The 13801-nt window shown below is 66.4% G+C and carries 16 protein-coding genes and 1 tRNA gene; 5 read left to right on the forward strand and 12 right to left on the reverse strand.

Annotation, left to right across the window (positions count from 1 at the left end; genetic code table 11):
* The first annotated feature begins 23 nt into the window (after positions 1 to 23).
* Positions 24 to 488, forward strand: a complete 465-nt coding sequence (ptsN, locus tag H7X47_RS12105) for a PTS IIA-like nitrogen regulatory protein PtsN (RefSeq protein ID WP_193368914.1) — start codon at positions 24 to 26, stop codon at positions 486 to 488.
* Positions 489 to 590: 102 nt separating this feature from the next.
* Here the strand turns inward: ptsN and H7X47_RS12110 are convergent, their stop codons facing one another.
* From H7X47_RS12110 to H7X47_RS12150, 9 genes are all read right to left on the reverse strand, one after another.
* Positions 591 to 806 carry a DUF1150 family protein gene (locus H7X47_RS12110; RefSeq protein ID WP_193368915.1) on the reverse strand — a complete coding sequence of 72 codons (216 nt, stop codon included), beginning with the start codon at positions 804 to 806 and terminating at the stop codon, positions 591 to 593.
* A gap of 18 nt (positions 807 to 824) precedes the next feature.
* Positions 825 to 1280 (reverse strand): Hsp20 family protein, encoded by a 456-nt coding sequence (locus tag H7X47_RS12115; RefSeq protein ID WP_193368916.1) that lies wholly within the window; start codon positions 1278 to 1280, stop codon positions 825 to 827.
* A 219-nt stretch (positions 1281 to 1499) separates the two neighbouring features.
* Positions 1500 to 3230 (reverse strand): EAL domain-containing protein, encoded by a 1731-nt coding sequence (locus H7X47_RS12120; RefSeq protein WP_193368917.1) that lies wholly within the window; start codon positions 3228 to 3230, stop codon positions 1500 to 1502.
* 197 nt (positions 3231 to 3427) lie between these two features.
* Positions 3428 to 4201, reverse strand: a complete 774-nt coding sequence (locus H7X47_RS12125) for a metallophosphoesterase (RefSeq protein ID WP_193368918.1) — start codon at positions 4199 to 4201, stop codon at positions 3428 to 3430.
* 449 nt (positions 4202 to 4650) lie between these two features.
* Positions 4651 to 4977, reverse strand: coding sequence for a hypothetical protein (locus H7X47_RS12130; RefSeq protein WP_193368919.1), 327 nt, complete (start codon positions 4975 to 4977; stop codon positions 4651 to 4653).
* Between the two features lie 396 nt (positions 4978 to 5373).
* Complete coding sequence (locus tag H7X47_RS12135; RefSeq protein ID WP_193368920.1) at positions 5374 to 5949, reverse strand: Spy/CpxP family protein refolding chaperone; 576 nt, start codon at positions 5947 to 5949, stop codon at positions 5374 to 5376.
* A 38-nt stretch (positions 5950 to 5987) separates the two neighbouring features.
* Complete coding sequence (locus tag H7X47_RS12140) at positions 5988 to 6452, reverse strand: c-type cytochrome (RefSeq protein WP_319633588.1); 465 nt, start codon at positions 6450 to 6452, stop codon at positions 5988 to 5990.
* Between the two features lie 61 nt (positions 6453 to 6513).
* Entirely contained in the window at positions 6514 to 7395 is an 882-nt protein-coding gene (locus H7X47_RS26315) for a CopD family protein (protein WP_193368921.1), read from the reverse strand.
* A 12-nt stretch (positions 7396 to 7407) separates the two neighbouring features.
* Positions 7408 to 7800, reverse strand: coding sequence for a copper resistance CopC family protein (locus H7X47_RS12150; RefSeq protein ID WP_193368922.1), 393 nt, complete (start codon positions 7798 to 7800; stop codon positions 7408 to 7410).
* A 223-nt stretch (positions 7801 to 8023) separates the two neighbouring features.
* Here H7X47_RS12150 and H7X47_RS12155 point away from each other — a divergent pair, with 223 nt between their 5' ends.
* Positions 8024 to 9079: a hypothetical protein gene (locus H7X47_RS12155; RefSeq protein WP_193368923.1), complete on the forward strand. Its 1056-nt coding sequence runs from the start codon at positions 8024 to 8026 to the stop codon at positions 9077 to 9079.
* 26 nt (positions 9080 to 9105) lie between these two features.
* On the opposite strand, the gene H7X47_RS12160 is transcribed toward H7X47_RS12155, so the two are convergent.
* Positions 9106 to 10173, reverse strand: coding sequence for a tartrate dehydrogenase (locus tag H7X47_RS12160; protein WP_193368924.1), 1068 nt, complete (start codon positions 10171 to 10173; stop codon positions 9106 to 9108).
* 210 nt (positions 10174 to 10383) lie between these two features.
* Here H7X47_RS12160 and H7X47_RS12165 point away from each other — a divergent pair, with 210 nt between their 5' ends.
* Positions 10384 to 11262, forward strand: coding sequence for a hypothetical protein (locus H7X47_RS12165; RefSeq protein WP_193368925.1), 879 nt, complete (start codon positions 10384 to 10386; stop codon positions 11260 to 11262).
* 159 nt (positions 11263 to 11421) lie between these two features.
* On the opposite strand, the gene H7X47_RS12170 is transcribed toward H7X47_RS12165, so the two are convergent.
* Together H7X47_RS12170 and H7X47_RS12175 are read right to left on the reverse strand one after the other, a co-directional pair.
* Positions 11422 to 11497: transfer RNA gene (locus tag H7X47_RS12170), tRNA-Ala, on the reverse strand.
* 215 nt (positions 11498 to 11712) lie between these two features.
* Positions 11713 to 12099 carry a TIGR02300 family protein gene (locus H7X47_RS12175; protein WP_193368926.1) on the reverse strand — a complete coding sequence of 129 codons (387 nt, stop codon included), beginning with the start codon at positions 12097 to 12099 and terminating at the stop codon, positions 11713 to 11715.
* 173 nt (positions 12100 to 12272) lie between these two features.
* On the opposite strand from H7X47_RS12175, the gene aroA reads away from it, so the two are divergent.
* Complete coding sequence (gene aroA / locus H7X47_RS12180) at positions 12273 to 13604, forward strand: 3-phosphoshikimate 1-carboxyvinyltransferase (protein ID WP_193368962.1); 1332 nt, start codon at positions 12273 to 12275, stop codon at positions 13602 to 13604.
* The coding region (locus tag H7X47_RS12185) for a (d)CMP kinase (RefSeq protein WP_193368927.1) at positions 13601 to 13801 on the forward strand (201 nt) is incomplete at its 3' end. The genes aroA and H7X47_RS12185, both read left to right, overlap by 4 nt.

Below are 13801 nucleotides of genomic sequence, written 5' to 3' on the forward strand. Positions count from 1 at the left end.
GACGAGGACCTATAGAGTTGCTGATGGATATTTCCGACCTGATCCTACCTGAGAGCGTGATCGCGAACCTTCGCGTCACCAGCAAGAAGCAGGCTCTCCAGGAACTGGCCAAGAAGGCCGCCGAACTCACCGGGCAGCCCGAACGGGCCCTGTTCGAAGTGTTGATGGAGCGCGAGCGCCTGGGCACCACCGGCGTCGGCCACGGTATCGGCATCCCGCACGGCAAGCTGCCGGAGCTGGACCGCCTCTACGGCCTGTTCGCCCGTCTGGAGACGCCGATCGACTTCGACGCCATCGACGAGCAGCCGGTGGACCTGATCTTCGTGCTGCTGGCGCCGGAAACCGCTGGGGCGGACCACCTGAAGGCGCTGGCGCGGGTCTCGCGCCTGTTCCGCGACCGCGCGGTCTGCGACAAGCTGCGCGGCACCGACAGCAGCGAGGCCATCTTCGCCCTGCTGACCCAGAGCCCGGCCAGCCACGCCGCCTGAGCCGGCACGCGGGCCGCTGACGAAAAAAGGACGCTTCCCGGCAGGGGAGCGGCCCTTTCGTTTTTTGGGGGCCGGCGCAGGGCCTGGCGCCCCTTTGGGGCGCTAGTGGGCGCTGAGCGGCTCCATGCCGTTCTGGCGCACCGCCGCGAAGGCGACGTCATGGTCGGCCAGGGCGGTGATCTCGGCGCCGTCGGCGGAGTGGATCAAGTAGACCTCGCGGTCGTCCCGCTGTCCCTTCTTCACGTAGGCGATGTTGTTGATGCCGAGCAACAGGAAGTCCTGGGACGAGAGTTCGGTGAAGGTGACCTGCTGGTTCATTAGCTTTCCTTTCGCCTGCTAGTCCTGGCGAACATCTTCGATGACCGGGCCTTTGCCGTCGGCGCGGTCCTGGGTGTCGATCTTGATGGTGCGTACCTCGGGCTCGACCAGCGGGCGCTCCAGGTCGATGTGGAGCAGGCCCCGTTCCAGCCGGGCGCCGGTGATCTCGATGCCCTCGGCCAGCACGAAGCTGCGCTGGAACTGGCGCGCGGCGATGCCGCGGTGCAGGTAGACGCGCTCGGGATCGTCGGACTGTTTGCCGCGGATCACCAACTGCTTGTCCTCGATCTGAACTGAAAGGTCGTCTTCGGTGAAACCGGCGACCGCCAGGGTGATGCGCAGGCGGTTCTCGCCGAGCTGCTCGACGTTGTAGGGCGGGTATCCGTCCGCGGTCTTGGAAATTCGGTCGATGGCCCGCTCAAAAGGCTCGAATCCGAGCAGGAGCGGGCTGTTGAAGAGAGACAAACGGGTCATGGACTGAGGATCCTCCTCCTCTTTGAGCAAGGCTATCCTTCGTTGCACGGCGCGGACACCCGGGGGTCATCCGTCCGCCAGCGGCCCAAAAAGCGGCGCCGCCTTATCTTAAATGGGGGTCCCGAGACCCCCAATCAAGCCGCAAAGCCAAACCTGGCGTTGAACGATGCACACCACTATACGCGCTTTAAAAAAAGGAAATGGGGGCGGGCCGCGGCCTCAGTCCCCGGAGGCCTGGCGGGCCCGCGCCGGCGGCCCGGAGAAGACCGGCTGCGGCGCCGGCTGGCCCAACAGGTAGCCCTGGCCCAGGTGGACGCCCAGGCTGCGCAGCTTGCCGACCTGGTCGTCCAGTTCGACCATCTCGGCGATGGTCTTGATGTTCAGGTCGGCGCAGAGGTCGCAGAGGTTGCGCAGCATCAGGCTGTCGCGGTCCGAGGACAGCAGGCGGCGGGTGTAGGTGCCGTCGATCTTCACGTAGTCGACCTCCAGCGCGCGCAGGTACTGGAAGGAAGCGGCCCCGGCGCCGAAGTCGTCCAGGCACATGGAAAAGCCCTGCTTCTTCATGGCGATAAAGACCCGGCTGACCCGTTCCAGGTCGTGCATGCGCGAGGATTCCGTGGCCTCGAACATCAGGCGCCCGGCCAGGTTGGCGTGCGGGCGCAGCAGCTCCATCAGCGCCTCGACGAAGATGTCGTTCTGCAGCGACAGGCCCGAGAGGTTGACCGCCAGGTTGATCGGCGAGCTTTCGGCGCGCTCGGCCATGAAGGCGATGGCGCGGCGGCAGCAGGCCATGTCGAATTCCTGGATCAGGCCCACGTCCTCGGCAAAGACGATGGTCTGGTAGGGCGACTCGCCGTGGGCGAAGCGGGTCAGCGCCTCGAAGTGGGAGATCTCGCGGTTTTCCAGGTCAACGATGGGCTGAAAGGCAAAGTCGAAACGGTTGCCGGCCACCACCGCCTTGAAGGCGGCGATGCGGTCCTGGGTCTCCATCACCTGCTCGTGGAAGGAGGCGGCCAGGTTGTCGGCGGCCAGGTTGGCGGTGCCCTGGGCGGCGACCTTGTTGATGGTGTAGACCAGCGCCTGGGCGGCCTCCTCGCTGGTCAGTTCCTCGGCGGAGGCGGCGACGGTGGCCTGCTCCACGTTCAGGCCGCTGCCGGTCGGATCGAAGGCGCGAGCCAGCTCGGCCAGCTGGCGGCGCACTTCGCTGCCGATGGCGGCGCCGGCCTGGTGCACGAAGCCGAAGCGGTTGTCGGCGATGGCGCCCGCGGAGTCGGCATCGACGGCGCCCTCGCGCAGCACATTGCCGGCATCGGCGTAGAAGGCCTTCCAGCGCTCGCCGCCAAGGCGCTCGCGAAAGCCCGCGGCGCCGACGAATTCGATGAAGGTGATCTCGACGTCCTGGCCGGCGGCCCGCGCCGCCTCCAGGGTCTCCGTCGCCGCCTCTTCGAAGGCCGCGCGGTTCAGCAGTCCGTTGTCGCTGCGCTGGGCCGTGGCGCGGGCGGACTTGGCCTGGGGGATGTTGGCCACGGTAATGGTGCAGTAGATGACATCTTCGTGGTCGGGGATGCGGCAGGCGCTGAACACCACCTTGATGGTCGGCGGCAGGCGCCGCTTGCCGTCGCCCAGCTCACGCTTTGCCGGGCGCACCGAGACCAGGACCGGGCCGCAGCGCTTGCCGGGGGTCAGGTTGCCGATCTTGGAAACCAGCAGGGGGCGGTCCTCCTCGACGAAGAGGTCGAGCCAGCCCTGGCCGACGACCTCCTGCGGCGAACCGCCGAGCAGCTGGTTGGTGGCCCCCACGGCATAACGGATCAGGCTGTCGTCGCCCACTTCCAGCAGCAGATCGGAAGCGGCGAAGGCGAAGGCGAGGAAACGGTCGCGCTGCTCGCGAAGCTGCTCGGCTTCGCTGAGAACGAGTTCGACGTTCCGGATTTCCTTGGCCTGCACCATCAGTGCCCTTCCCCGTCCGGCCGGCGGCCGGCCTCTCTGCCGCAGCGGTCCCCCAGAGGATCGTCAGGGATCTTCAAGGCGCTCTAACTGGGTCTCCAGAACAATTCTATGGTTCAAACCCTTAGGGCTTGCTTAAAAGGCAAGCCAGGATCAAACCTGCGCTAACAACGCAGGCTGAGCGTATGTATTTGAAATTATTAGTTTTCTTCTCGCGTGGAAATAAAGCGCAGGCGATCGCCGCGCAACTCCACCGCGCTTAGCCGGCCGCTGGAGAAGACCCCGCTGTCGACCCCGATGCGGTGGTCCAGGGCGGTCGGCCCTTCGGGCGTGTGGCCGTGGACCACCGTGACCGGGTGCGGCCAGTCCCGGCCGCTGAGAAACGGTTCGCGGATCCACAGCAGATCCTGCTCCTCCTGCGCCTCCAGCGGGCGCTCGGGGTTGAGCCCGGCGTGGACGAAGACGTAGTCGCCGATGCGGTGCTGCAGGGCCAGCCCGCGCAGGAAGTCCAGGCGCCCCGGGCCCAGGCTCTCGCTGAGCGCGGCGACGAGTTCGCCCGGCTCTTCGATGCGCGCTTCCGGCGCCAGGGTCTTCAGGGTTTCCGCCCCGCCGAAACGCCACCAGTTGAGCAGCCGCGGCAGGCTGACGTCCTCGCCGCTGGCCGCCTCGATGAGGAAGATCTCGTGGTTGCCGACGAGGCGGATCTCCTCCACCCCCGGCTGGCCGAGGCCCGCCGCCACCAGGTCCAGAGTCTCCAGCGGCTGCCAGCCGCGGTCGACGTAGTCGCCCAGCCACACCACGGAGACCGCTTCTTCGCCCAGTTCCAGAGCGATGATGCCGGAGATGCGCTCCTGCAGGCTCCAGAGGTGGTCGGCATGGGCATGCACGTCACCAATGGCGAAGACCGCGCGCCCGGGCGGCAGGGCGCGCGGCGCGGCCTGCCAGGGGGTGGTTTCGGCGACGATGCGTGGCATGCAGTCTCCTCGGAGGGGCGCTAGCGCCCCCGAGTGTAGGCGCGCCGCCGGGCCCTTTCAAAGCCCCAGCGAAGCAGAGCTTCGCCAAGCCCCTCACCGCCGGGCCGCCGTGAAGAAAGAAAGGGCCGGCGCCGCGTCAGCGGCGCCGGCCAAAGGCAACAGGCTTAGGACCTCAACCCCCATAGAGGGAGTGTCAGGGAGGTTCTCGGAGTACGCCCTACCGAACGATCACCCTCCCCCAGAAGCTAGCGGGAGGACTCGTCCGTAGAGACCACAGTATCGGGGCTCACCGCCCCTTCGACCAATAGCACCTTGGTCGCATCACCGGTGATGCGGGAAGAAAACGAGGCGCGGGGGAAAGCCGCGCCTCGAGGTGGGCAAGGAGGGGAGCAAGTCCCGCCGGCAACGGCGGGGGGAAGGATTGGGTGGCGGCGCGGGCCGCGCTTGACCTAGCGGGTATTCTTCAGCGTCATGCCGCCGGTGTCGCCACCGCCGTCGCCGGTCGAGAGGTTCGTGATGTCGGTCCCGGGACGCTTGGTCGAGCGCGTCGCACAGGTGCAGACGTTGATGCCGCTATCGCAGCTGTGCTCGAAGTTGCCGGTGGTCACGTTGCAGGCCGCCTTGGCCTTCTTCAACGTCGCCCCGCCACACTTCCACTTGCCGTCGTAGAGCGCGCAGGTCGCCGCTTCGGCGGGAGCCGGGCTCAGCGCCGTACCGATGGCCAGCGCCGACATAACCGCCAGAAGACCGGCGAAGAAAATGCTTCGAAGTTTCATATCGACCTCCAACTTGAAAATTGACTGGTGACAAAAATTTCCCGGCGAACAGGACGCAGGTCGCGCCGGCAGCGAATTCAGTTCAATTAACCGCGCCAACAAATCGCAGAACCCATCGCAAGCGATCCGGCCCGGAGAAAAATGTGCTGTGTTCCCCGGCGTCAGCCGCGCAAATCCCGGCGGCTGTGTTCCTGCGCAATGAGATACAGTCAGCCTCGCCAAAGCGGAAGCCGTGAAGCCACACAAGCGATCTGCAAAATTGCAGCATACCTCCAAGGGAGTAGGCGCCTCGCGGCGCGCCGGACGAACGCGCAGCAGCCTGCGCCGCCGTGCGAGCGCGCGGCGGTTGATCGTGGTGGTCTGCAACGAAGGTCGCGCGGAAAATCCGCGCCGGGGTCAGGGGCGGGCCGGCTGCTGCCCGTGCCCGCCGTGGGACGCGCCCCCGCCCGCATCTGCGCCATAGCCGCGCAGCGCGTTGTAGCGCGCCACCTGCTGCGGCGTGAGCAGGGCCTGGGCCGTCAGGTGCGTGCGCAGGTGGGCGTAGCGCAGCTCACCCTGCAGCGCGCCCAGCGCCGCCAGGCGTTCGCGCAGCTCGCCATCCTCGACCCCGCCGCTGCCGAAGGCCTGGTCCAGGGCGGCTTCCTGCTTCAGGATCGCAGCGCCCAGGCGCTGCGCCTCGGCCTGCATCTCGCCGAAGAGATCCTCGAAGAGGGCGCGCTGTTCCGCCGAAAGGCCCAGCGCCGCGCCCAGGTCCAGCACGTGGCGCGGGCCGGGATAGCCGTTCAGTTCCGCAGCCAGAGCCAGCGACATGCCGCGCCCGGCGCGCAGGTCGTCGACCTGCTGCGGCGACAGCGCCTTGATGTCGCGCGTCTGCCAGCCGGCATAGGGCACGGTGGTCTCCGCGCCGGCGGGCAGTGTCACGGCAGCCAGCACCGCCAGTCCAAAAAGAGCTGCGAGTCCGTTTCTCTTCACATTGCTTCTCCTGCTTTGATCATTGCTGCGACATCTGGTCATTGCTGCGACATCTGGTCGTGGCGCGCCCGCACCTCGCGCGGCCAGCGGCTCTTGATATAGGACAGCACCGCCCAGATCTCTTCGTCGCTGAGCGTGCCCTCGTAGCCCGGCATGTCGCTTTCGTAACCGCCGCCGGCCAGCGCCGCCGGGCCGTACTTGGTCAGCGCGAAGAGCTGCGCCTCGGGATGGTGCCAGGTGTGGCCGTTGACGTCGTGCGGCGGCGCCGGCAGGCGGCCGTCGGCGCGGCGCTGGCGCCAGTCGGGCTGGCCCTCCAGCTCGGCGCCGTGGCACGACGCACAGTTGGCCGCGTAGACCTGGGCGCCGAGCGCCACCTTGTCGCGGTCCCCTGGATCCATGCCGGCCCCACCGCCCGAGCCGAAGGGGTTGTAGGTGTAGGCCGCCGCCGCGCCGAGGGCGATCAGTACGGCCACTGCGATGACGATCACGCGTGATTTCTGCACCTTGGTCCTGCCTGTCGGTTGCTTCTTGCCCGGCAAGCTGCACTTTCCAGCAAGTGGAAGGTCAAGCGGGCGAGAAGGCGGAGGTGAGCAGACCCGTGGCCCCGAGGATCAGCACGACCAGACCCGCCTCCACGGCGATGGAGCGCTGCAGGCGCCGCCCGGCGTCCGGCGCGCCGGCGGCCAGGGCCGGCACCAGACGCCACTTGTTCAGCGCGGCAAAGCAGAGCAGCAGGCCGACCAGCAGCAGCTTGGCGAGCAGCAGGCGTCCGTAGGGCGTGGTGAACAGCGGCAAGAGGCCGTCCAGCAGCAGGGCGGCCAGCACCACCCCGGCGGCCAGCAGGCAGGTGACCACATAGACCGCCAGGCGACCGAAGCGTTCCATGACCTGGGCCACACGCTGCGGCTCCGGCGCCGTGGCCAGGCGCAGCAGCGGCCAGAGGCTGCCGATCCAATAGGCCACGGCCAGCAGGTGCAGCATGAGCAGGCCGTGCAGAAGCACGGAGTGGAGATCGTCCTGCACGTGGCCGACGAAGCCGAAGGAGGCGGCGACGATGAGGCCGCCGAGGACCGCCGCCGCCAGGCGCAGCGGTCCGAACAACAGCCCCAGCAGCAAAACCGCCATACCGCCGAAGCGCACCCAGACGGCCTCGCCCGCCGCGGTGCCGGCCACGAGGGTCCAGAGTTCCGGGTCGAAGCCGCCGGCGAGCCCCAGGCCGTTGAGCAGCGCCACCGTGACGTAGAGGGTGCCGAGGGAGGCCAGCAGGGTCAGGCCGACCAGCAGCAGCAGGTGGCGCTTCACCCCGGCGATCTCCGGTCCGGCAAGCTGGCCGCGGAAGGTGTCGATGAAGGAGAGGGCGCCGACCGCGGCCAGGGCGGCGCCGTAGGCCAGCACCTTGGCGCCCAGGTTGACCGCCTCGACCGGGGAAAGGGAGAGTTCAACCACCGGCGGCGGCCGTCACTGGGCGGGCACGATGGCAAAGCTGAAGGCGCCGTCGACCGGGTGGCCGTCGGCCGAGAGCGCGCGCCATTCCACCCGATAGGCGCCGGCCTCCAGCGACGGCAGCTCGATGCGGCGTTCCTTGGCGGCCTCGATGCTGCGCTTGCCGGGCAAATCGACCTCGCTGTCGGCGCCGTCGTAGAGGCGCACCGCGGTCAGCCGCACCGGCTGCGCGAAGACGAAGTTCAGGGATTCGGGGGCTTCGCTAAGCTCGCTGCCGTTCGCCGGCATGATCTTGGGCCCCTTGGAGTGGGCCAGGCCGGATTCGCCCGGCAGACAGAAGGCGGCGGCCAGGGCGGCGACGGCGGCAAAACGGATGGCAAGCTTCTTCCACAGCAGGTTGGACAGCATCGGGACAGGCGCTCCTTCTTGGCCTTTGGAGGTCAGAACGGCGGCAGAGTATCTAAATTCCAGTAAAGGGACGGTCAAGAACCCGTCGAGCCGCGGTTGGGTTAACGGAATTTAAGAAACCTCGTGGTTTGCTGACCGCGAAATGAGGTAACAGCCGAGGCGTCCGGAGGGCGTCACCCGGCGCACCCCGTCAGCTGCTGACGCAAGCAACGGAGACATTCTTTTGAGCCACACGACGGTCCAGCCCGCGCAGACCCCGTCGATCGAGGGGCAGCAGGACTATCCGGTGGATTTCATCCATATCGGCCTGGCCAAGTGCGCGAGCACCTATCTTCAGCAGCTCTGGTTCGACGACACGACGTACCACCTGCTCGATTCGTCGCCCATCGTGAGGGCCCTTCGCACCGTCGCCGAGAGAAGCGCCGGCCAGACCATTCAGTTCAAGGCCCCGCCGAGAGTCCTGCGGAAACACAACGTACTCTCTTCGGAAGGGCTCACTTGGGGCTGGCTCAATCATCCGGAGAAGCAGGCCGCCATCAAGCCGTTGCAGGAATTGGCGGCCAGGGTGTTGGGAGAAGGCCGGCTTTCGGGCCGGGTCCTGATCATCGTCCGCGATCCGGTCGCCCTGTTGCGCGCCGTACACGAGCAAACCATCAAGGAAGGCGGCCACGCCTCCTATGCCGAGTTCCTCGGCGTCCAGCGCAAGCTGTGCGAGGCGATTCTCGACCTGCGCTTCATGATCGACACCTTTCAGAAGTACTGGGACAGCATCGTCGTTCTCTCGGCGGACGAACTGAGGAATGCCCCGGAAGACTTCTGGGCCAAATACGCCGCCCGCCTTTCGATGCCCGAGCCGTCAAAAGAGACCCTTGCACAGCTCAACGGACCGGGCGCGTCCCTGAACAAGAGCCTTGGCAACAGAACGCCGCTCCTGGCGCAGTTGAACCGCTTCGCCACGGCGGCAACGGACTGCTACGAAAGCCTCAGCGAATACAAGGCTTTGTGCGGCCCGGAGTATGAGCGCATGAAGCCTTTTGTCGACGTCTACATGAAAGGGCTCAACAGGCGCCTCGTCGAGTTCGCAAGCGATGAAGCGCTTCAGCCGGTCACCGCCCTGCTCGCCCCCAATGACGTCGCCGCGGAGGAGGTCTTCGTCGACCAGGCTTTGCACGACTGGATCGAGACGCAGTATTTGCAGCCTCTCGAAGGCCTCTCGACGATCCCCGAAGAACTGCTTTCACAGTATCGCCGGTCGCTGGCCGCCGCCCTTAAACCCTAAGCCCTCGAGCCCCAGGCCCCTCAACCCTAGACCAGGGCCTTCAGCACCGCCTCGCCACAGGCCGTGGTATCGGCGGTGCCGCCCAGGTCGCGGGTGCGCGCGGCGGGATCCTCCAGCACCGTCTCGATGGCCGCCTCCAGCTCGGCGGCCGCTGCGTCTTCGCCCAGATGCTCGAGCATCATGGCCGCCGTCCACACCGCGGCGATGGGGTTGGCCACGCCCTGGCCGGCGATGTCCGGGGCCGAGCCGTGCACCGGTTCGAAGAGCGAGGGGAACTCGCGCGGCGGGTTGAGGTTGGCGGCGGGGGCGATGCCGATGGAGCCGGCCACCGCGGGCCCGAGGTCGGAGAGGATGTCGCCGAAGAGGTTGGAGGCCACCACCACGTCGAACCAGTCCGGATGCTGCACGAAGTGCGCGGTGAGGATGTCGATGTGGTACTGCGCCGTCTCGATGTCCGGGTAGTTCTTGGCCATGGCGGCGAAGCGCTCGTCCCAGTAGGGCATGGTGTGGACGATGCCGTTGGACTTGGTCGCCGAGGTCACGTGGCGGCGCTTGCGCTTCTTGGCCAGCTCGAAGGCATACTCCAGAATGCGGTCGGTGCCGCGCCGGGTGAAGACCGAGAGCTGGGAGACCATCTCCTGCTCGGTGCCGCCGTAGGAGCGCCCGCCGATCTCCGAGTACTCACCCTCGACGTTCTCGCGCACCACGATGAAATCGATGTCCTCCGGCCCGCGCCCGGCCAGCGGCGAGGTCATGCCGCGCAGCAGCCGCACCGGGCGCACGTTGGCGTAGAGGTCCAGCTCGCGGCGCAGCGGGATCAGCAGACCCCAGAGCGAGACGTGGTCGGCCACGCCGGGAAAGCCCACCGCCCCCAGGTAGAGGGCATCGAACTCCTTCACCTGGGCGATGCCGTCCTCGGGCATCATGGCCCCGGTCTCGGCATAGCGCTCGCAGGACCAGTCGAAGTCCTCCCACTCCAGCGAGAAGCCGTGCTTGCCGGCCACCGCCTCGGCGGCGCGCTGGCCCACCGGAATGACTTCCTTGCCGATCCCGTCGCCGGGAATCACGGCGATGCGGTGCTTGCGATTGGACATGAAAGAGCCTCCCTACCCGGAATTGTCGGGCTCTCGAATAGGGCAAAGCCCGGGTTTGGGCAAGGACGGGGGCCAAGGAGCTACGCCATCGCAGCTGGATTCCGGATGCACCCCAGCAAATTCTAAACAAACCTCTGCCGAACAGATTCTCTTGATCAAAAAACTTATCCGACCTTAGGTTACACATAAGGTTGGGAGGCACACGCCAAGATGGAGACCATCAGCTATCTGTTTGAACAATCTTGGTTAGGCATTGCGATTGGGCTTCTAGGGGTTGCAATTGCCATTTATCAGACGGTTCGAAGAACCGGGCCTCGCTTAATCTTTCAAGCATCGGGGCAGCGCCTTATCGAAGCAGGCGGTGGATTGCTACCCAATGAAGTGGCTGTTCAATACGCAGGAAGCCAAGTCCCGCGTGTGACGCTTTCGCAAATCGTGATTTGGAATCATGGCGCAAAAGCGGTCCGCGCTGAAGATGTAGTCCAAGAAGACCCAATAGTTTTCGATTTTGGGAATGACTCAGAAGTATTGAAAGCTGAAATCGTCAAGCGCAGCCGTGAAGCGAATAAATCAAGACTTTTAATAGAGGGGGACCAGCGAAATATCTTACGGTACAAATTCTCGTTTCTAGACCGTGGCGACGGGGTTCTCATTCGTGTGCTTCACACTGGCAAGGAACCGCGACCTAAATGCTCTGGAACAATTATTGGGATGCCGAAGGGCATGGAATTCGGTGGACCTCTTTTACCGTCGGCACTCCATGCGCTCCTACCAGCTCTTATTAGGGCAGGCACTTTCTCATCGATTTCGGTGCGAACACCGTCGAAGAGCATCGTTCGAACGTTCAAAATTTTTCTGTCGCTCGTTATTCTCGTCGGACTAGGGGCTGTGATGGTTGCCCTGTTTCCAAGTCTAGTGATGCAATTTCAACTCGCGTTCCAACTCGATCCGGTGCCGATTTCCACAAGTGATAGGATTGGTCTCGGAGTGGCAGGAACAATCTACTCACTTCCGTTCCTGCTCTTGCTTTGGCTCTCACGAAGGCGGTTCCCATCATCCCTCTTGTCTGATGAAATTGATGAACCCTGAGGCCAATTCCATTGCCTTTTCGTATCTGACCACCGGATCCAGGCACCATCGAAGCTGGTAATTGCCTTCCCATTTGGTCAATTCAGCGATGGGGCAATAGCATCTGGCTGCCCTGGGAAAAGCAAAACCCCCGGCCGCCGGACCGGGGGTTCTGGAAACTGGTGGAGCCGAGGGGAGTCGAACCCCTGACCTCTACAATGCCATTGTAGCGCTCTCCCAACTGAGCTACGGCCCCATGGGAACCGCCGGCGCCCGAACCTGTCGGTTGACTGCGTCGCCCGGCGGCGTGATGCGGGAAATTAGGTATCCCGCCCGGTCAAGGCAAGGAAAAATTGCGAGCCCTCGAAGGGGCCGTTTTCCGGGCCTTTCGGCCCTGCAGGGGCAGGGCCGGGTCGCGAGTATCGGACCGAAGCCTTACTCTTGTCCTAACGGCGCGCGACAGCCCCGGCTTCAGGTGTCGTCCTTGTCGTCCTTGTCGCCGACGACCACGTCGCTCATGTCGTCGTCGTCGCCCAGGTCCGAGGTGTCCTCGATGAAATCCTCGTCGTCGTCGTCGCCCACGGCGGCATCCGCCTCGGCATCGTCGATGTCGAAGTCCTCGTCGTCCTCGGTCTCGCTGTCATCGTCGTCGTCGGCCACCGGCGCCGCCTTGGCCTTCTTCGGCTTGGGCGCCGGTTCCGGCTTGGGCGCGCTGCGGCCGCGGCGCGACTTCAAGAGGGCCTCGGGATCGAATACGGTGCCACAAGAGGGGCAGACGATCGGTGACTTCTGCAGGTCGTAGAACTTGGTCTGACAACCCTGACAAATGCGCTTGGTTCCCCACTTCGGATTAGCCACCAGCGCGATCCTCCATCCAAAGGTCTTGCAGTTCACAGGCTGGGCGTGGCAATTGCCATGATCGTGCATCGCTGTCAAAAGGTAATTGACGGCCAACGCCGGGTCATCGCCGCCTACCAACAAAGCTCGCCCAAAACCTGCCCAGAATAAGGAATTCCAATCCCGTGAAACCCATGACAGCCAGGCCGAGCGACGCGCTCTCGGGCAGCCTGCGCCTGCCCGGCGACAAGTCAATCTCGCACCGGGCGCTGATGTTCGGCGGCCTGGCGGTCGGCGAGACCACCATCGACGGCCTGCTGGAGGGCGAGGATGTGCTGCGCACCGCCGCGGCGCTGCGCGCCCTGGGCGCCGAGATCAGCCGCGACGCCGAGGGGCGCTGGCACGTCTGGGGGCGCGGCGTCGGGGGGCTGGGCGAGCCCGAGGACGTGCTGGACATGGGCAACTCCGGCACCGGCGCGCGCCTGCTGCTGGGCATCCTGGCCAGCCACCCGCTGACCGCCGTGCTGACCGGCGACGCCTCGCTGCGCCGCCGCCCCATGGCGCGCGTCACCGAGCCGCTGTCGGACTGCGGGGCCACCTTCATCGCCCGCGAGGGCGGGCGCCTGCCGCTGACCGTGATCGGCGCACGCGACCCCCTGCCGCTGGACTACCGCCTGCCGGTGCCCTCGGCCCAGGTGAAGTCCGCCGTGCTGCTGGCCGGTCTCAATGCCCCGGGCACCACCCGGGTGGTGGAACGCGAGGCGACCCGCGACCACAGCGAGCGCATGCTGCGCCACTTCGGCGCCGAGGTTGTGACCCGCGAGATCGACGACGAGGGCCACCCGGCGCAGGAGATTCTTCTTACCGGCCAGCCGGAGCTCACCGGCCGGCGGGTGCTGGTGCCGGCCGACCCCTCCTCGGCGGCCTTCCCGCTGGTGGCGGCGCTGCTGCTGCCGGGATCGGAGGTGCGGCTGACCGCCATCGGCATGAACCCGCAACGCATCGGCCTCATCACCACCCTCAAGGAGATGGGCGGCGACATCACCCTGGAGAACGCCCGCGAGGAGGGCGGCGAGCCGGTCGCCGACCTGCTGGTGCGCGGCAGCAAGCTGAGGGGCGTCGAGGTGCCGGCCGAGCGGGCGCCCTCGATGATCGACGAATACCCGGTGCTGGCCATGGCCGCCGCCGTGGCCGAGGGGCGCACGGTGATGCACGGCCTGGGTGAATTGCGCGTGAAGGAAAGCGACCGCCTGGCCACCACCGCCCGTGGTCTGGCGCTGTGCGGCGTCGAGGTGGAGGAGCGCCCGGAGACCCTGGTCGTCCAGGGCGCCGGCGGCCGCCCGCCCGGCGGCAACAACCAGGCCATCCAGACCGAGCTGGACCACCGTATCGCCATGAGCTTCCTGGTCCTGGGCCTGGCCGCCGAGCGCCCGGTGCAGATCGACGACATGACCCCGATCGCCACCTCCTTCCCGGACTTCACCGCGCTGATGACCGGCCTGGGGGCGGAGATCGCAGAATCATGATCATCGCCGTCGACGGACCCGTGGCCGCCGGCAAGGGCACCCTGGCGCGCCGCCTGGCCGCCGCGCTGAACTACGCCTACCTGGACACCGGCTCCATCTACCGCGCCGTGGCGGCCCGGATCCTCGCCGCCGGCGGGGGCCCGCAGGACCCGGAAAGCGCCGCCGCGACAGCCCGGGGGGTGGCCCCCGCCCGCCTG

The organism is Pelagibius marinus (genome assembly GCF_014925385.1).
Classification (GTDB): domain Bacteria; phylum Pseudomonadota; class Alphaproteobacteria; order Kiloniellales; family Kiloniellaceae; genus Pelagibius; species Pelagibius marinus.